Annotated in this window: 15 protein-coding genes, 23 tRNA genes and 1 rRNA gene; 7 read left to right on the top strand and 32 right to left on the bottom strand. The window is 36.8% G+C overall.

What is annotated here, in order from left to right:
• The first annotated feature begins 18 nt into the window (after positions 1-18).
• From ACFYKX_RS06060 to ACFYKX_RS06035, 6 genes are all read left to right on the top strand, one after another.
• Positions 19-588, top strand: coding sequence for a GNAT family N-acetyltransferase (locus ACFYKX_RS06060; RefSeq protein WP_389359107.1), 570 nt, complete (start codon positions 19-21; stop codon positions 586-588).
• Between the two features lie 186 nt (positions 589-774).
• A complete protein-coding gene (locus ACFYKX_RS06055) occupies positions 775-1,326 on the top strand; it encodes a DUF3231 family protein (protein WP_389359105.1) in 552 nt (183 codons plus the stop codon).
• Between the two features lie 181 nt (positions 1,327-1,507).
• Positions 1,508-2,827, top strand: coding sequence for a hemolysin family protein (locus ACFYKX_RS06050; RefSeq protein ID WP_389359103.1), 1,320 nt, complete (start codon positions 1,508-1,510; stop codon positions 2,825-2,827).
• Positions 2,828-3,163: 336 nt separating this feature from the next.
• Positions 3,164-3,565, top strand: a complete 402-nt coding sequence (locus ACFYKX_RS06045) for a MerR family transcriptional regulator (protein ID WP_389359804.1) — start codon at positions 3,164-3,166, stop codon at positions 3,563-3,565.
• A 64-nt stretch (positions 3,566-3,629) separates the two neighbouring features.
• On the top strand, positions 3,630-4,982 hold the full coding sequence (locus tag ACFYKX_RS06040) for a hemolysin family protein (RefSeq protein ID WP_389359101.1): 1,353 nt from the start codon (positions 3,630-3,632) through the stop codon (positions 4,980-4,982).
• Between the two features lie 207 nt (positions 4,983-5,189).
• Positions 5,190-5,837, top strand: a complete 648-nt coding sequence (locus tag ACFYKX_RS06035; RefSeq protein WP_389359100.1) for a hypothetical protein — start codon at positions 5,190-5,192, stop codon at positions 5,835-5,837.
• Positions 5,838-5,882: 45 nt separating this feature from the next.
• Here ACFYKX_RS06035 and ACFYKX_RS06030 read toward each other — a convergent pair whose 3' ends face one another.
• The 5 genes from ACFYKX_RS06030 to ACFYKX_RS06010 all read right to left on the bottom strand — a co-directional run bounded on the left by ACFYKX_RS06030 (position 5,883) and on the right by ACFYKX_RS06010 (position 11,203).
• Positions 5,883-6,722, bottom strand: coding sequence for a hypothetical protein (locus ACFYKX_RS06030; RefSeq protein ID WP_389359098.1), 840 nt, complete (start codon positions 6,720-6,722; stop codon positions 5,883-5,885).
• Positions 6,723-6,826: 104 nt separating this feature from the next.
• The gene (locus ACFYKX_RS06025) at positions 6,827-7,708 is read right to left on the bottom strand and encodes a peptidylprolyl isomerase (RefSeq protein WP_389359096.1); all 882 of its coding nucleotides are present in this window, start codon (positions 7,706-7,708) and stop codon (positions 6,827-6,829) included.
• Between the two features lie 27 nt (positions 7,709-7,735).
• Positions 7,736-8,944 (bottom strand): S1C family serine protease, encoded by a 1,209-nt coding sequence (locus tag ACFYKX_RS06020; RefSeq protein WP_389359094.1) that lies wholly within the window; start codon positions 8,942-8,944, stop codon positions 7,736-7,738.
• Positions 8,945-9,093: 149 nt separating this feature from the next.
• Positions 9,094-10,506, bottom strand: coding sequence for a sensor histidine kinase (locus ACFYKX_RS06015; protein WP_389359092.1), 1,413 nt, complete (start codon positions 10,504-10,506; stop codon positions 9,094-9,096).
• Between the two features lies 1 nt (position 10,507).
• Positions 10,508-11,203: a winged helix-turn-helix domain-containing protein gene (locus tag ACFYKX_RS06010; RefSeq protein WP_389359090.1), complete on the bottom strand. Its 696-nt coding sequence runs from the start codon at positions 11,201-11,203 to the stop codon at positions 10,508-10,510.
• A gap of 381 nt (positions 11,204-11,584) precedes the next feature.
• Here ACFYKX_RS06010 and ACFYKX_RS06005 point away from each other — a divergent pair, with 381 nt between their 5' ends.
• On the top strand, positions 11,585-11,707 hold the full coding sequence (locus tag ACFYKX_RS06005) for a hypothetical protein (protein WP_389359088.1): 123 nt from the start codon (positions 11,585-11,587) through the stop codon (positions 11,705-11,707).
• Between the two features lie 43 nt (positions 11,708-11,750).
• Here ACFYKX_RS06005 and ACFYKX_RS06000 read toward each other — a convergent pair whose 3' ends face one another.
• The 27 genes from ACFYKX_RS06000 to rrf form a co-directional block, all read right to left on the bottom strand.
• Entirely contained in the window at positions 11,751-12,680 is a 930-nt protein-coding gene (locus tag ACFYKX_RS06000) for a hypothetical protein (protein ID WP_389359086.1), read from the bottom strand.
• Entirely contained in the window at positions 12,673-13,068 is a 396-nt protein-coding gene (locus ACFYKX_RS05995; RefSeq protein WP_389359084.1) for a response regulator, read from the bottom strand. Before ACFYKX_RS05995 ends, ACFYKX_RS06000 begins: the two co-directional genes overlap by 8 nt.
• 176 nt (positions 13,069-13,244) lie before the next feature.
• Positions 13,245-13,679 (bottom strand): DUF4395 domain-containing protein, encoded by a 435-nt coding sequence (locus ACFYKX_RS05990; RefSeq protein ID WP_389359082.1) that lies wholly within the window; start codon positions 13,677-13,679, stop codon positions 13,245-13,247.
• Positions 13,680-14,029: 350 nt separating this feature from the next.
• Positions 14,030-14,104 (bottom strand) — tRNA-Asn (locus ACFYKX_RS05985).
• Between the two features lie 54 nt (positions 14,105-14,158).
• Positions 14,159-14,235: transfer RNA gene (locus tag ACFYKX_RS05980), tRNA-Ile, on the bottom strand.
• A gap of 13 nt (positions 14,236-14,248) precedes the next feature.
• Positions 14,249-14,322: transfer RNA gene (locus ACFYKX_RS05975), tRNA-Gly, on the bottom strand.
• Positions 14,323-14,338: 16 nt separating this feature from the next.
• Positions 14,339-14,412, bottom strand: a tRNA-Cys gene (locus ACFYKX_RS05970).
• A 5-nt stretch (positions 14,413-14,417) separates the two neighbouring features.
• Positions 14,418-14,492, bottom strand: a tRNA-Gln gene (locus ACFYKX_RS05965).
• 4 nt (positions 14,493-14,496) lie between these two features.
• Positions 14,497-14,572 (bottom strand) — tRNA-His (locus ACFYKX_RS05960).
• Between the two features lie 13 nt (positions 14,573-14,585).
• A tRNA-Trp gene (locus tag ACFYKX_RS05955) sits at positions 14,586-14,659 on the bottom strand.
• A 48-nt stretch (positions 14,660-14,707) separates the two neighbouring features.
• Positions 14,708-14,791 (bottom strand) — tRNA-Tyr (locus tag ACFYKX_RS05950).
• An 11-nt stretch (positions 14,792-14,802) separates the two neighbouring features.
• Positions 14,803-14,875: transfer RNA gene (locus tag ACFYKX_RS05945), tRNA-Phe, on the bottom strand.
• A gap of 139 nt (positions 14,876-15,014) precedes the next feature.
• Positions 15,015-15,090, bottom strand: a tRNA-Asp gene (locus ACFYKX_RS05940).
• Positions 15,091-15,106: 16 nt separating this feature from the next.
• A tRNA-Met gene (locus ACFYKX_RS05935) sits at positions 15,107-15,183 on the bottom strand.
• Between the two features lie 179 nt (positions 15,184-15,362).
• Positions 15,363-15,455 (bottom strand) — tRNA-Ser (locus ACFYKX_RS05930).
• A 21-nt stretch (positions 15,456-15,476) separates the two neighbouring features.
• Positions 15,477-15,550, bottom strand: a tRNA-Met gene (locus ACFYKX_RS05925).
• 37 nt (positions 15,551-15,587) lie between these two features.
• Positions 15,588-15,663, bottom strand: a tRNA-Ala gene (locus ACFYKX_RS05920).
• Between the two features lie 13 nt (positions 15,664-15,676).
• Positions 15,677-15,753: transfer RNA gene (locus tag ACFYKX_RS05915), tRNA-Pro, on the bottom strand.
• 9 nt (positions 15,754-15,762) lie between these two features.
• A tRNA-Arg gene (locus ACFYKX_RS05910) sits at positions 15,763-15,839 on the bottom strand.
• An 18-nt stretch (positions 15,840-15,857) separates the two neighbouring features.
• A tRNA-Leu gene (locus ACFYKX_RS05905) sits at positions 15,858-15,946 on the bottom strand.
• Positions 15,947-15,961: 15 nt separating this feature from the next.
• Positions 15,962-16,036 (bottom strand) — tRNA-Gly (locus ACFYKX_RS05900).
• A gap of 5 nt (positions 16,037-16,041) precedes the next feature.
• Positions 16,042-16,126, bottom strand: a tRNA-Leu gene (locus ACFYKX_RS05895).
• 15 nt (positions 16,127-16,141) lie between these two features.
• Positions 16,142-16,217 (bottom strand) — tRNA-Lys (locus ACFYKX_RS05890).
• 5 nt (positions 16,218-16,222) lie between these two features.
• A tRNA-Thr gene (locus ACFYKX_RS05885) sits at positions 16,223-16,298 on the bottom strand.
• 31 nt (positions 16,299-16,329) lie between these two features.
• Positions 16,330-16,405, bottom strand: a tRNA-Val gene (locus ACFYKX_RS05880).
• 42 nt (positions 16,406-16,447) lie between these two features.
• A tRNA-Glu gene (locus ACFYKX_RS05875) sits at positions 16,448-16,522 on the bottom strand.
• A 197-nt stretch (positions 16,523-16,719) separates the two neighbouring features.
• A 5S ribosomal RNA gene (rrf, locus tag ACFYKX_RS05870) occupies positions 16,720-16,836 on the bottom strand.
• Between the last annotated feature and the right edge of the window lie 12 nt (positions 16,837-16,848).

Below are 16,848 nucleotides of genomic sequence, written 5' to 3'. Positions count from 1 at the left end.
TTATATCGGAGGAGATTTATGTTTAACATAAAAGTGGATCATGAAATTGAACTTCATCTTCTACAGTTAAATCATGCAGAAGAATTATTTTGGCTTGTTCAAAAGAATCGGAGTTATTTGAGAGAGTGGCTTCCTTGGGTAGATGAAGTAATTTCACCCATTCATTTTCAGCACATCATTCCAATCTGGCTAAGACGTTATGCGAATAATGAAGGACTAAACGCAGGAATTCGCTATAACGGGATTCTTATTGGAAGTATAAGCATAAACAACATTGATTGGAGCAACCGATGCTCGACCATTGGATACTATTTAGATCAACATGCAAATGGAAAAGGAATAATGACTCGTTCAGTTAATGCTCTTATTAATTATATGTACCTCCACTTAAAACTGAATCGAATTGAAATTCGATGTGGTGACAGGAACTACAAGAGTCAAGCCATTCCAGAAAGACTTGGTTTTGAAAAAGAAGGAACGATGCGCCAAGGAGAATATTTGTATGGACGCTATCATGATTTAATTGTTTATAGTCTCTTGTTTGAGGATTGGGACCCTCGGCTAAAGGGGAAAAATAATTTCAACTAGGGCTTATCTCCTTTTTTCGGGCAAACTATATATTACATCCCTAATTCGCAACATTCAAATAGGTTGACTTTACCTATCTATAATAATAATGGACTTGGGTATCTTATAAATGTAACCAATCGTTTACTTTAGTTTTCACTCTATTCCATCAAATATTCCACTGATAACAAATGCTTAGGAGGTGATATGATGGGAAATCCATTCGAGGCAATATTTAATCATTTTAAAGTAAAGTTAGATGTTGAAGATAAAGCACCCCTCCATGTAATCGAAGTAGGAGATTGTTGGACCTATGTAGGAATTTTAGAAGAATTTATTAGATATGAGGAAATCGGACTGAATACATCAACAGATGATGAAATTATTGAGATGCTTAACGATGCAATAAAGTTATGCGAATCTCAAGTAAAAAGACTAAGTACCTTTTTAAGAAATGAAGGAATTCCTTTACCTGATGTAACTTCTGCTAAACCAAAGTCCAACCCTAATGAAGTTCCACTAGGAGTTAAGCTAACAGACGATGAGATTTCCAATGGCGTAGCTTTTAAAATGGTAAACCTTATGCAATTATGTGGAAAAGGTCAGGCCGATGCCATTAGAGCTGATGTTGCTATGATGTGGTTAGAATTTTTCTCAGAAATAGTTACGTTTGGATCCACCTTAAAGACATTGATGAGAAAGCGTGGCTGGCTAAAGGTTCCACCTTATTATTATCCACCAGGAATACCAATACGTTAATAAATTTGAGCCGACTAAAAATACGTAGTCGGTTTTAATTTTTTTTGAATCCTTATTTCTCTGATAGGAAAAGGATTTTCTTCATGTTCGAGCCTCTCATTTATAACAACTTATTGTAAAAAGAATGAATATGGGAAAAGTACAGGTAAGGACCTTTTTTAGGAGGTGAAACCAAGCCCATATGAACTTATTGAATTTTTTTCTAGTAGCAATCTTAATATGTTTGACAGCATTTTTTGTAACAGCAGAGTTTGCCATTGTAAAAATAAGAAATTCTAGAATTGATCAGTTAATTGAAGAGGGAAAAAAAGGAGCATTTTCTGCTAAAAGAGTAGTTACCCACTTGGATGACTACCTCTCTGCGTGTCAGTTAGGAATCACGATTACAACATTAGCTCTAGGTTGGCTTGGTGAACCAACGGTAGAGAGAACTTTAAGACCCTATATTGCTCAATTTAACTTATCCCAAACCATTTCATACATACTATCATTTGGGATAGCCTTTACATTAATCACCTTCCTGCAGGTTGTGTTCGGAGAGCTCGCTCCAAAGACGATTGCTATTCAAAAAGCAGAAACAGCAACACTACTTATCTCTAGACCATTAATATTGTTTTATCGAATCACATATCCGTTTATTTGGGCCATGAATCGATTAGCAAGGGTTCTTGTTGGGATGTTCGGATTAAAAGCTGCTTCTGAGTTGGAAATAGGACATACAGAAGAGGAACTTCGCTTAATATTATCTGAGAGCTTTGAGAGTGGGGAAATTAATAAATCTGAATTAACTTATGTGAATAACATCTTTGAATTTGATAATCGTATTGCTAAAGAAATAATGGTACCGCGAACCGAAATTGTTAGTCTCTTTTCAGATGCAACCCTTAAAGAAATATTGGATACCGTGCAGGAAGAAAAATATACTCGCTATCCGGTTATTGATGGAGATAAGGACAATGTTGTAGGTCTTATAAATATTAAAGAAATACTGACAGATTGTATTCAACAGAAGTGCGAAGGTGATAAGCCTTTATTAACTTATATAAAGCCAATTATTCATGTTATTGATTCCATTCCTATTCATGACCTCTTGTTGAAAATGCAAAAGGAACGTTCACATATGGCCATTCTTTCTGATGAGTATGGTGGAACGTCAGGTTTGGTAACAGTCGAAGATATATTAGAAGAGATTGTAGGTGAAATACACGATGAATTTGATCTAGATGAAATCCCTATTATTCAACATCTTGGAGAGGACCATTACATTTTAAATGCCAGACTCTTGATATCTGAAGTCAACGAACTCTTAAATATTGACTTAGAAGAAGAAGATGTTGACACAATCGGTGGTTGGTTATTAACTCAAAAGTTTGATTTAAAACAAGGAGATACCATTAGCGAATCCGGTTATGTTTTTACCATTAAGGAGATTGAAGGGCACCACATATCTTATATTGAAGTAAATAAAGAAGTTGTGCCGTCAGAATCGGATGAAGATTAGATTCTGACGCGCCTTTTTATTTAGTAAAAACTAATCTTAACAGTAACTTTAGCTTATTTTATTAAAATTTATAGAATATTCGTTCATATTGGTAAAATTTTATAATAAAATAGAGGTAACCTATTTCCCCTAAACCACAACGTTTGACTGTACACTTTTGATTAAATTATAATGATTCTTAATCAGGCCTTGTCGAATAAGGTGGTTGAAATGGATATTCCACAACGGTACATTCCTAAAACGTAGGTATGAGGATCCACATTCATTATGACATTTTTGACTTTGCCGAAAAATAATTGATTTAAGTAGAGGTGATATAATGGGGCATTCTATCGTATCGGTGAGCTAGCATCCATAGCAAAAGTATCCAAAAGAACGATTGACTATTATACAAACCTTGGTCTCCTACAAGCAGAACGTTCAAAAGCAAATTACAGAATTTATGCTGAAGAAGCTATTTCTGATTTGAAGTTTATTGAAGAATGTAAAAGTCTGCATTTTCCATTAGAAGAGATTAAGAGAAAACTAGAATTAAAGAAGGAAAAAGACCTTCAAAAAGGGGAAGTTGAAAAACATATTCATTCAGTAGCTCAACAAATGAAACAGCTCCAAAATGACCTATCTACTTTAATCCCATTAATAAATAACCTAAATGATCAACAAGTCAAGGATTTTTCAAAAGAGCTGACAACAGAAGGTGAAATGTTATTGAAATCCCTTTTAAGGTTTACAAGTTAATTAAATTTTTGTAATCACTAGGAGGTGACTCCTTACTCGCCTACTTGCGAGATAAGGAAACTTATTGGACATATTTAACTTGGTTTTTATAGCCATCTTGATTGCTTTAACGGCTTTTTTTGTCGCTTCGGAATTTGCGATCATTAGGGTAAGAAGTTCAAGGATAGACCAACTTATTGAAGAAGGTAACAAAAGCGCTATTGCAGCTAAAAGAGTCGTTTCAAATTTAGATGAGTATTTGTCTGCATGCCAACTTGGAATTACGATTACAGCTTTAGGATTAGGTTGGCTTGGTGAACCAACTGTGGAACATATCCTCAGACCAATCTTTCTTGGGTTTAACATTCCTGAGTCAATCACTCATCTGTTATCCTTTGGAACTGCCTTTGCTTTCATTACTTTTCTTCATGTGGTGGTTGGAGAACTTGCTCCAAAGACTTTGGCTATACAAAAAGCAGAGTTTATTAGCTTAGTAACTGCTAGACCATTAATTTGGTTTTATCGCTTGTTATACCCGTTTATCTGGCTATTAAATGGTTCTGCTCGGTTATTAACAAGCTTGTTTGGACTAAAGCCTACCTCTGAACATGATCTTGCACATTCTGAAGAAGAGCTCCGAATTATTCTATCGGAAAGCTATAAGAGTGGCGAAATAAACCAATCTGAGTTTAAGTATGTAAATAAAATTTTTGAATTCGATAATCGTATTGCCAAAGAAATAATGGTGCCACGTACTGAGATTGTCTCTCTTTCAAAAGATGATACGATAGAGACGTTTCTAAACGTAGTAAACGAAGAGAAATTCACTCGATATCCCATTATTGATGGTGATAAGGACCATATTATCGGAATGGTGAATGTCAAAGAAATTATTACCGAATTAATTGGACATAAAGGAGTATCATCCAAAACTCTTGAGGCTTACACTAGGCCCATAATCCGAGTCATTGACTCTATTCCTATTCATGACTTACTCGTTAAAATGCAAAAAGAACGTATTCATATGGCCATCTTAATGGATGAATACGGAGGAACATCTGGACTTGTAACCGTTGAAGATATTATCGAAGAAATCGTTGGTGAAATTCGCGATGAATTTGATATTGATGAAGTCCCAATGATTAGAAAAGTTAATGATGATCACTATATTATTGACTCAAAAGTCTTAGTAAGTGAGATTAATGATTTGCTAGGGCTAGAAATAAACGATGAGGATGTTGATACGATAGGTGGTTGGGTTCTTACCGAAAATTATGATGCAAAAGAGGGAGATACCATTGTAATTGAATCCTATACTTTTAAAATTATAGAAATGGAAGAACACCACGTGAAGTATATTGAAGTGACAAAGCTTCAAGAAGAAACAATCTCTCATATCCCACATATGGACTTAACACAATCTTCTGTTGTGTCCTAATATTAATCCCCCATCACCTGGGGGATTTTCCATTTTACTATTAATTAACCATTGATGGCTTGATTAAAACCTCTTTGTTGTTATATTTCAACATGTACTCTATAAACCAAACTTGTTTCCCTAGCCTAAAAACCTCAAAGATAAATACTTTATCTTTTTATGGACATTATATAACGGTAAAACTTACATAAAAGGAGCGAAATTAGATTGAGAAAAGTATGGATGATTACCGTTGCTTTCCTATTGGCTATCGTTATCGGAGGTGCTAGTGCAAGTTCTGCTTCATTCGTTTCTCCAGAAAATGATTCAAAGATGAATAAAAATCACCATCACCGCCATCACCTGATGAAGGAAAAAGCTGAGGAGTTAATGAATCAAGGTTACACGAAAGAAGAAATATTTATGGGTGCGATGCTTAGTAAAAAATCCGATAAGAGGATTGAGGATGTCTTATCTTTGTATAAGGAAAAAAATAAATCTTGGGAAGAAACAGCTAAAGAACTTGGTGTTGACAACGAAGAATTAGAAAAAATTAAGTCCATTCAACAATGGGGAAAATTTGTTGAGGAAAACCGAGAAGATGTTATTAAACAGTTAGCAGCCTATTCGAATACGAAGGTTGAAGGAATTGAAGCTTACATAAAAGATGGTTATCCGCTCCATTTCCTAATTGGTGCAGCAGCCGTTGGCAACCTAAGTAATCAATCACTTGAAGAAATTCTTAAGTATAAAAAAGATGGTAAATCTTTTCACGATATAATAAAAGAATTAAATATAGACCATATGGCGTTACGGGACGAAATTGAAAAATTCCAAAATGACGTTAAGAAGGAAGTTGAAAATAAACAGGATTAAAATGAGAAGACCTCAGGAAGAGCTACCTGAGGTTTTTCATATTAACTATAATGATTCGGAAGTCTGTTTTGTGCTTTCCGAAGTGCTTTGGTCTAATTCCGATTGATGTTCATGCCAACCGAATCCCTTGTGACCACCACCTCGTTTACCTCCTTTAAACCCTTTGTCAAACAGTTCTTTTAAAGGAAGAATTCCCAATTCTTCAGCTTTATCCTTATGATCAGTTAATATTTCTTGTAATAGTTCTTTTGTAGTCTTATCGCTAGCTTCAATTCCTAACTCTTTTGCGGCATTAAGAATCTTTTGATTTCGAACTTCTTCGGCTAATTCTCTTATCTCTTTTCCTTCTGCTTTAATGCCTAGCTCTTCTGCCTGTTTTTTAATTTCTGTTTCCTGTACCTCTTTAGCTAATTCTCGGAGACTTTTTCCCTCTGTTTCAACTCCTAATTCGTTTGCTTTATTTTGAAGTACTGTTTCCCTTATCTCCTTGATAAGTGTTTCAGTGTCTTTACCTTCCGTTAAGATCTTTAATTCCTGAGCCTTTTCTAAAACTAACCTTTCACGAACTTCTTTAGCTATCGCCTTAAAATCTTTTTCATCTGTTTCAATCCCTAACTCTTCTGCTGTCTTCTTCAACTCAACTTCTTTTATTTCTTTTACTAAAGTACGGGTATCTTTCCCCTCTACTTCTATTCCAAGCTCCAGAGCTTTTTCCTGAATCAACTCACTATTATGGAAACCCCTATTTAATGCTTTGTGAGATTCTGTTATTGCATCCTCTGAAACAATACTTTTTTCTTCTACATTTGCAGCAAAAACAGGGATTGAAGTTAAAGCTCCGATTGAAATTACTCCAGTCATAACAATTGCTAGTGATTTTTTCATTTTAAAATCTCCTTTATTATCGTTTAATTTGTATCACCCTATAATTTTTTCCAACAAGTATGAAAAAACTAAGAGCAAACTGTTTCTATATCATTAAATTTTTCCTATAGATACCGTTCAATTGCGTATTTCTCTTTTAACTCATCTACCCAAATTGAATATTCTGTCTGCATTTTTTCATTAAATAATAATTTTTCAATTTCGTCTTTATTATCGTCAAAGTTAGCTTCCTTCGCTTCTTTCTTATCTACTACTTTAATAATGTGATAACCATACTCGGTTTTTACAGGTTCACTTGTTTGTTCCTTTTTAAGTGTGAAGGCAACCTCTTCGAATGCCTCTACCATTGTCCCTTTGGAAAAATAACCTAAGTCTCCGCCCTGTTCAGCATTTTCCGAATCTGTAGAGTACTCTGCAGCTAAATCAGCAAACTCCTCACCATTTGATAACTTATCTAATACCTCACTAGCTGTTGCTTCATCCTCCACTAAAATATGACTTGCTTTAATTTGCTCCTCTTGTGTAAAGGATTCTTTGTTCTCTTCAAAATACTGTTCTAATTCTTCCTCAGAGATGGATATTCTAGGAGTAAGCAGCTTTTTCGTAACAATATACTCATCAAGGTCATTTCTAACATCTTCTTTTGTAACTCCACTTGCAGCAATAGCTTCATTAAAAGAATCCTCTCCACCGTATGACTCCATTAATTCTGACATTTCGTTATTGATTTCCTCTTCTGTAGCAGTAATCTTTTGTTTCTCCGCTTCCAAGGCTATTACCTTATTCGTAATAAGTGATTCTAAAGCATCGGCCCCATATTGACTGACCATAACCTCGTACAGTTCTGATTGACTAATTGATTGTCCACTAACTTTAGCGACTACATCCTTTTTTGAAAAACCTAGGCTAATGATTAGGCCGATACCAATAATAGCAACTCCTACTATCGTTAAAATCAATTTTCCCTTAGCTTTATTTACGTTCATAACTCTCCCCTTTTCTATATTCAAAAATTATTCACTCTGCTCATTTTTACTAGTAAGAGTTAACTCAACCTCTTTGAGTTCTCCGTCTCTATACACCTTTACGGTTACTTTGTCTCCCACCTTAACCTCTGAATACAGATACTTTCTTAATTCATTTGCGTCATTAATTTCTGTATCATTAATCCCGACAATCACATCTTGAACAGTCAATCCTGCTTTAGCTGCAGATGAGTAAGGATCTATATAGGTAACCATAACTCCATTTGTCACGTTTTCAGGAAGTTCCTGAAGATAAACAGGCGAGATCTCCTCTAGATTTCCTAAACTAACACCCATATAAGGTCTTTCTACTTGTCCAGTTTCAATCATTTCATTCACAATCGGTAATAAATCATTGCTTGGGATGGCGAAACCTAGTCCCTCAACACCACTTTCTGCTATTTTTAAACTATTAATTCCTATTACTTGACCATTTGTATTAATTAAAGCGCCTCCACTGTTACCTGGGTTAATTGCAGCATCCGTCTGAATTACGTTCAAATCCCATTCGCCTGCCGAGGTTGATACTGAAATAGTCCGATCAACGGCACTTACAATTCCTTGTGTCACCGTTCTTGAAAATTCAAGGCCTAACGGATTCCCAATGGCTAATACTTCATCACCAGCTCTTAAAGTTGCGGAATCACCAAATTCAATAACCGTTGTAACGTATTTCGGATTTATTTTTAGAACAGCTAAATCCGTTAAAGCATCCGCACCTACAAGTGTGGCTGACACTCTTTCTCCATTAGCCAGTGATACTTCTATTTGTCCAGCGCCTTCTATGACATGGTTATTTGTGATGATATAAGCACTATTTTCTGTCTTTTTAAAAATAACCCCAGATCCTGAACCACTTTCCACACTCGTTGTCGTACCTGAAAAACGATTAGGCTGTTCTTGTAGGTTTACAACGCCTACAATCGCTTTTGAAGCATTCTCAACCATATCTGCAATTGAGGTTTCTCCAGTTTGTGTAGTTGAAGTTTTAGTCGGTACAATAGGTGATTGAATGGATTGTTCCTGTAAAACAGCGTCAGTTTGTCCAAATTGATTTAAGTAATCTGTATGAGGGATAACTGCTAAAGTTAGCGCGGATCCAACAACACCTGCTGCTAATGTTGAAATAAAACCCTTTAAAGATCTATTTTTTCTAATTGTTTTTTGTTCTGGTTTGTACGAATGTTCCTCATTCATCTTATTTCCTCCTATTGGGATCGCTTTCTTACTTGTTCTAAGCATACCGAGTAAATATGAACAAACCTTTAACAATTTTTTAAAAGACCTGTAATTTTCTAAAAAAAATAAAGCTACAAGACTTTAATAATCTTGTAGCTTTTTAGGAATTATTTATTTTTGAAAGGAAGTCGAATCGTAAATTTTGTTCCTTTATTCTTTTCACTACTGACCTCAATTGAACCTTTATGAAGCTGAACCAATTGTTTTACAATAGAAAGTCCTAAGCCGAACTCACCAAACGGATTGCTAGTTCTGGATAAATCAGCTTTATAAAACCGATGCCAAATCTTTTCTATTTCAGCTTGATCAATCCCAATTCCATTGTCCTCAATTTCTATCACAGTTTCACCATTCGAAGCTAGACCTCTTAACCAAATATCTCCGTTACTTGTAAATTGGATACTGTTCTTTGTAATATTAATCAATATTTGAATGAGTCTATCATAATCAGCATGTACGATTACGTCTTCTTCAACTAGGACATGAATTTCATTTTGCTTTTCCTTCGCTTGTAAGGTCAATTGATCTTTAATCACTTCAAATACTTCAATTAGTTCTATATCATAGGGAAAAAGCTTAATTTGATTTGATCTGATTTTATCGTAATCAAGATTTTCATTTACTAGCCTAATTAAACGTTTTGTTTCCTGACTGACTAAGTTAATCCCTTTTTCTTTTTCCTCTTCAGCAATCATGTCATTTTTGATTCCTTCAATCACACCACTAATCGTTGTCAGAGGCGTTCTTAGCTCATGGGAGACATCCGACATAAAGTTCCTTCTACGATTTTCAAGGCTTTCAATCTCTTCCATAGAAACCCTCAGTTTATTTACCATCTTGTTAAAATCCTGAGCTAATTCGCCTATTTCATCAAAATTTGAGTCAGAAATATTCACATTATAGTTACCTGCAGAGATATTTGACGTTGCTTCTTGAATTCGTTTAATTCGATTTACATGAATTCGTGAGAATAGCCAACTAAGAAGTAAGGATATCGTTAAAGAGATTAAAACCGTATAAAACAAGTATTGATTGATCTGGCCAATCATTTCTCTAGAACCACTAATCGGAGAAGTAAGCAATATCCCTCCTGATAACCTATTGTTAACTAAGTAAGGTAATGCTACCAACGTCACTTCTTGATTTAATCGTTTAATTTTGTTCCGTACAACAACAGCCTCACCGTTAGAAATCTGATTTAAGACTTCATCAGCCAGTTTAATATCGGGTCCCAACCGATCAACAGGATAGAGAATATTACCTGAGCGATCAAATATACTGAAGTTTATCTTTCTTCCTTTAAGTACAGTGCTATATTGATTGATGACTCTTTCTTGCTGACCTTGGTTTCGAACTAGATCATCTAATATATGCTCTCCATAGACTACTAACTCGTCCACTTTATTTTGATACACTAGTCTCTCAACATAGTGAGCAAACAACAAACTAAGTACCAAGAAAGCAACCAGGATGACACTAAAATGACTGATCAATTGCTGATACAAATATTTAATCTTCATTTCATTCTACCGTTTCATCAAACTTATAACCAATCCCCCATATAGTATGGAAAAAAGGTTGAGTCTCTGTTCCAATCTTTTTTCGGAGCCTTTTAATATGAACATCTACCGTCCGTTCATCTCCATAAAATTGATAGCCCCAAACTCGTTCTAATAATTGCTCTCTTGTAAACACCTGCTTTGGATGCTGTACAAAAAAATAAAGCAATTCGAATTCTTTAGGGGTTAGATTATCGACTAACTGTCCATTTAATAATACTTCCCTCGTATCCTTATTAATTGCCAAATGCTTTGTGTGTAATTGTCCTCTTTCTCCCCGATTATCACTCATACCACTATTTGCCCGACGTGTTACGGCCTTAATTCTTGCCATCAGAGCTAGCGGACTAAATGGTTTTGTTACATAATCATCCGCACCCATTTCAAGTCCGAGAACCTGGTCAGATTCACTGTCCTTAGCAGTTAGCATAATAATAGGTACAGCACTTCCTTCCTCTCTAATTTTTCGACATAAGGTTACCCCGTCCATACCTGGAAGCATCCAATCTACAATCAACAAGTCCCAAGTATCTTTTCTATATCGTTCATAACCTTCAAGTCCATTATGCACAAATTCACCATGGATACCTTCTTTTGAGAAAAACATTTCAATCATGGAACAAACACTTTCATTATCCTCTATTACTAAAATTTTCATAATTTCCTCCATTTAAATATCCAATCTATTATATAAATTCACCTATCAACCAACACAGTTCTAGGGTATACATACTTTCTTTTTATCAAAAAATAATTAAAATGCAAACTAATATCATTTGTAATCTAAAGATTTCCTTATTTATTAATAAATTTGAAATAGTTTGTTCATAATTGCCTTCATTATAGCGTTCCATGGGTGCAACTTTTTTGTACTATAAATTCACCCTCAGTAGATCTTAGAATTAGAATTTATTTATTAAAGGACCCCCATAACCAAAAAATGAGAAACGAATAATGTATTAACAACTGAAAAACTAAGGTTTAAAGTTTCGCTTTTCTTAGAAAAGGGAATATAATAGGACGAATAGGAGGAAAACTTATGAGATTAATAAGAACGGACATAGATGAATTATTAGAAGCGACAAATGAACTGGTGGAAGAGGATTTTAAGATGTCTACAATCGAGATTGATCATTTATTAGAAATGACTCAAGATTGGTAAATAAAAAAGGCTACCCAAACATTATGAGTAACCTTTTAACTATTTATACTAATTGTTGATTGCTTTCTTTTAATTGAATTTGTACGTTTTCTGGCTCCTCAGATAATAGTAAATGGAAAGTTCCTTTAGAAATACTAACTGTTACTAGGAAATCAGCGTTAACTCCTTTGGTGCTAACTTCATTCACAACTGACTGTGGCTTCATATTTAGTTCAATGCCTTTATTAGACATATTCACTAAGAATATCCCATTATGCAAATTTAAAAATTCACTTACGGAAGCCTGTGCAAGCTCATCTACAACTGCAAGATCTTCTTCTGCATATTTTGAAGCGATATAAAGGAACACGTCCTCATTTGCCGCTACTCCTGTATAAAGCGGCGAGTCTCCAGTAATTTCTTGATACACATACCAATCTGATAGGTGACCATCATTCATTCCTGAAAATTCCAAATAGACTTGATCATCAACAAATCTTATTAGATTCTTAGCGAAAAGTGATAAGTATTCTTTATAGAAGTCTTTACTAGTCGAAGCTTTTCCATCAAGCAGCGTTTCAACCAGTGCATCAATATCTCCACTCTTAATAGCCTCAAACTTATCATCCGTAAGACTGTAATCCTTTTTATAATCATTTAAAGCTTTTGAAAAAGCATCAATGGTCATATATTCACGATCTACCAAGGCTTGAGCCAACAGCAAGTGATTCTGTTTTTGAGAAGATAACATGTCGTCTACTTGATCATTTGTTAGATAGCCTAGTTCAACTGCAATCTCTCCAAATCGCTTATCCACCTGTTTTTGTTTTTCATGTACTTCGTCTACTTGAACTGCTGTCATATATCCTTCATCGACTGCTATTACTCCAAATTTAACGTGTACCGATTGTTGAAACTCTAATGCATCCGTTAACTGCTCCTTCGTAATTAGCCCACGGTTTAAAAGATAGTGACCGAAGTATTGACTAAACATTGATCCTTCCCTCCTTATCCTCCACTAGAACCTTCTCAATTAAGTATGTAATGGCCTCAAGAGAAATAGGTTTTTGGATAAAGTCATAAGCACCCTTTTCTAATGCTTTTTTTAAATGATCCTTTGTACCAGCAGAAGAAGCCATTACCACTTTTATGTCACGATTGAATTCTTTAATCTCGCCTAAAGCTTCAATCCCATCCTTATCCGGCATAACTATATCCATAAATACCAGATCAGGATTATGTGTCTTTGCCATCTCGACAGCAACTACACCATTCTCAGCTTCTAAAATATCGTTACATTTACACTTTTCCAGTATGCTTCTAAATTTTTTGCGTATTAAGACTGAGTCATCACAAATTAACACTTTTAAATTGTTTTCCACATCTGTCATCTCCTTAGTCAAAGCTACTTAGTAATTTCTACATGAATATTAAAGAATCCTTTACCTCTCATTGAAAAGATAATACTTTTTGACTATTTTTTGAACAATCAGGAGGTAATTCATCCTAGAACTATAACAAAAAACGTCAGTCTAATTTGATAGACTGACGTAGGAGTTTAGGATTCATTTCTTAACTTCTTACGGTAATTGTATTGGATCCATTTGTACCTAACAAAGCAGCCAACGCAAAAACCAAGGATTGCGATCAATGCTGCTAATGCAACCATCGCTGTAAAAATAAATCCTACAACCTGAAAACCGGATAGATAACTAATGAAACCTAAAGATAACAACATTACGGAGATGTATTGATTAAATCTTTGTTGTGCGAAATCTTCTTGAGGATAAGATGATGCAGGCTTCTTAAAAAAACGTTTAGCTATATTCATTAGCGGATTTTTATTAAAAATTAAACTGGATAATCCCGTAACTAAAGGTAGTAGCAAGATATAATGATTTTCTACTATCCATGTTGATAATACACTTATAACAATAAACCATTGATTTGTAGTCACTAGCGGTTTTGGGATTGAAGAAGTTCTTTGTTGCAATTAAAGCCCACCTTACTTATACGAATGTACCAAACCTTTATGCTTTTAATATGTACAGAAAATGATTTGTTATATTTGTATAAGATTAATTAAGAGATGGAAAAATGATAAGAGTATGAATATAAGGAGACCGCTAAATTGAGGATAATAGGAATATGTAGAAAATGTAATGGAGACGGCTTTGTAAGAAAAAATATCTTCTTTAAAAAAGAATGCCCAGTTTGTTCCGGTTCAGGAAAATTCGCACGTTCTTTACAAGAATATAAGGGATTATAAAAGGCCATGTCAAGTTTGAGACATAGCCTTTTTTGGCATAAAAAAAAGCCGGTTGGCCGGATATATGTATGTTTTGGCTCCGCAGGTAGGATTCGAACCTACGACCGCTCGGTTAACAGCCGAGTGCTCTACCACTGAGCTACTGCGGAATAATATAATAATATTATATACAATTTAATGAATATCATTTAATTATTTTTATATGGTGGGCCTAAATGGACTCGAACCATCGACCTCACGCTTATCAGGCGTGCGCTCTAACCAGCTGAGCTATAGGCCCATATATAATAAAATGGAGCGGGTGATGGGAATCGAACCCACGACATCAGCTTGGAAGGCTGAGGTTTTACCATTAAACTACACCCGCAGGTATAAAACTTTATTGGAGGCGGCACCCGGATTTGAACCGGGGATAAAGGTGTTGCAGACCTGTGCCTTACCACTTGGCTATGCCGCCTTTATTGGCTGGGCTAGCTGGATTCGAACCAACGCATGTCGCAGTCAAAGTGCGATGCCTTACCGCTTGGCTATAGCCCATTTATGGGGCGACTGATGGGAATCGAACCCACGAATGTCGGAACCACAATCCGATGCGTTAACCACTTCGCCACAATCGCCATAACAGTCACTTGGCAGGGGTAGTAGGAATCGAACCCACACCAAAGGTTTTGGAGACCTTCGTTCTACCTTTAAACTATACCCCTACATTAACTTATATACAATTAAAAAGCTATTTACCCAATAATACTAAATGGTGGAGGGGGACGGATTCGAACCGCCGAACCCTAAGGAGCGGATTTACAGTCCGCCGCGTTTAGCCACTTCGCTACCCCTCCAAATAAAAAGGTGGCTCAGGACGGAATCGAACCGCCGACACAAGGATTTTCAGTCCTTTGCTCTACCAACTGAGCTACTGAGCCATATATTATAATTCTTTCATATTTAAATCTAACGTCGTCCTTCGTCCCGATTTAACAATCGGTACGCTGGATGTGAAACCAGAGTAGCATACTCATCGTGCTCTACCAACTGAGCTACTGAGCCGTATATTATAATTAATGGCGGTCCCGACGGGAATCGAACCCGCGATCTCCTGCGTGACAGGCAGGCATGTTAACCGCTACACCACGGGACCAACATTTTTAATAAATTGGTTGCGGGGACAGGATTTGAACCTGCGACCTTCGGGTTATGAGCCCGACGAGCTACCAGACTGCTCCACCCCGCGATAATAGAATATATATAGTTATCCAACATGCTTTTTGTAAGCATAAGTTTCTACGGAATGACCGCCCCGATTTCAGTAAGTACATTCAAGAATTAACTCAATCGGTGCGCTGAAGTTTAATCGAAGAAGTAATATCGATCGTGCTCCACCCCGCGATAATAGTAAGGAATAGATAAAAATGGAGGAGGTAGAGGGATTCGAACCCCCGCGCGGTTTGACCCGCCTGTCGGTTTTCAAGACCGATCCCTTCAGCCAGACTTGGGTATACCTCCAAAGGATGTTTAATTATTAAGTAGCGGCGGAGGGAGTCGAACCCACGACCTCACGGGTATGAACCGTACGCTCTAGCCAGCTGAGCTACACCGCCAAAATATTAGTAGTATTTCTATCTTATGGAATAAAAATGGTGGAGCCTAGCGGGATCGAACCGCTGACCTCCTGCGTGCAAGGCAGGCGCTCTCCCAGCTGAGCTAAGGCCCCAATGTTATAAGAATGGTCGGGAAGACAGGATTCGAACCTGCGACCCCTTGGTCCCAAACCAAGTGCTCTACCAAGCTGAGCTACTCCCCGCAAAATATATGGCGCGCCCGAAAGGAGTCGAACCCATAACCTTCTGATCCGTAGTCAGACGCTCTATCCAATTGAGCTACGGGCGCATATTATTAGTTTAAAAGTGGTGCCGAGGACCGGAATCGAACCGGTACGGTAGTCACCTACCGCAGGATTTTAAGTCCTGTGCGTCTGCCAGTTCCGCCACCCCGGCACATCTATTAAAACTTGGAGCGGAAGACGGGATTCGAACCCGCGACCCCAACCTTGGCAAGGTTGTATTCTACCACTGAACTACTTCCGCATATATGGTGCGGGTGAAGGGAGTCGAACCCCCACGCCTTGCGGCGCTAGATCCTAAGTCTAGTGCGTCTGCCAATTCCGCCACACCCGCATATAATAATATAAATGGTGAGCCATGAAGGATTCGAACCTTCGACCCTCTGATTAAAAGTCAGATGCTCTACCGACTGAGCTAATGGCTCAAAAATGGTGCCGGCGATAGGAGTCGAACCCACGACCTACTGATTACAAGTCAGTTGCTCTACCAACTGAGCTACACCGGCATTTTTTGAAAGGTTGTACATTTCACAAAAATGGTGGAGGATGACGGGATCGAACCGCCGACCCCCTGCTTGTAAGGCAGGTGCTCTCCCAGCTGAGCTAATCCTCCATATAGGATGTTTATTTACTTCACTACGTTCCGTAAAAAACTTGGTGACCCCTACGGGATTCGAACCCGTGTTACCGCCGTGAAAGGGCGGTGTCTTAACCGCTTGACCAAGGGGCCATTATCTTTTCTTTAAAAGTGACAACTATATTAATATAACATTTTTTCTATGAATCGTCAACGCTTTTTTGTGTGTTTTTTTATTACCTACTTAATTTTCTTAAGCAAGAATTAAATATTAACAACGTTTTTGTTTTTCGTCAATAATACTTAAATGGTAATATTTATATCCAAGAGAATAAAAGCTTATCTCTTCCGCCTGGCGACGTCCTACTCTCACAAGGGGACAGCCCCTAACTACCATTGGCGCTGAGAAGCTTAACTTCCGTGTTCGGTATGGGAACGGGTGTGACCTTCTCGCCATCATCACCAGACTATTTAATTCA

Source organism: Cytobacillus spartinae (assembly GCF_042865285.1).
GTDB lineage: Bacteria > Bacillota > Bacilli > Bacillales > Cytobacillaceae > Robertmurraya_A > Robertmurraya_A spartinae.
This window is presented reverse-complemented; position numbering and strand designations above follow the sequence as displayed.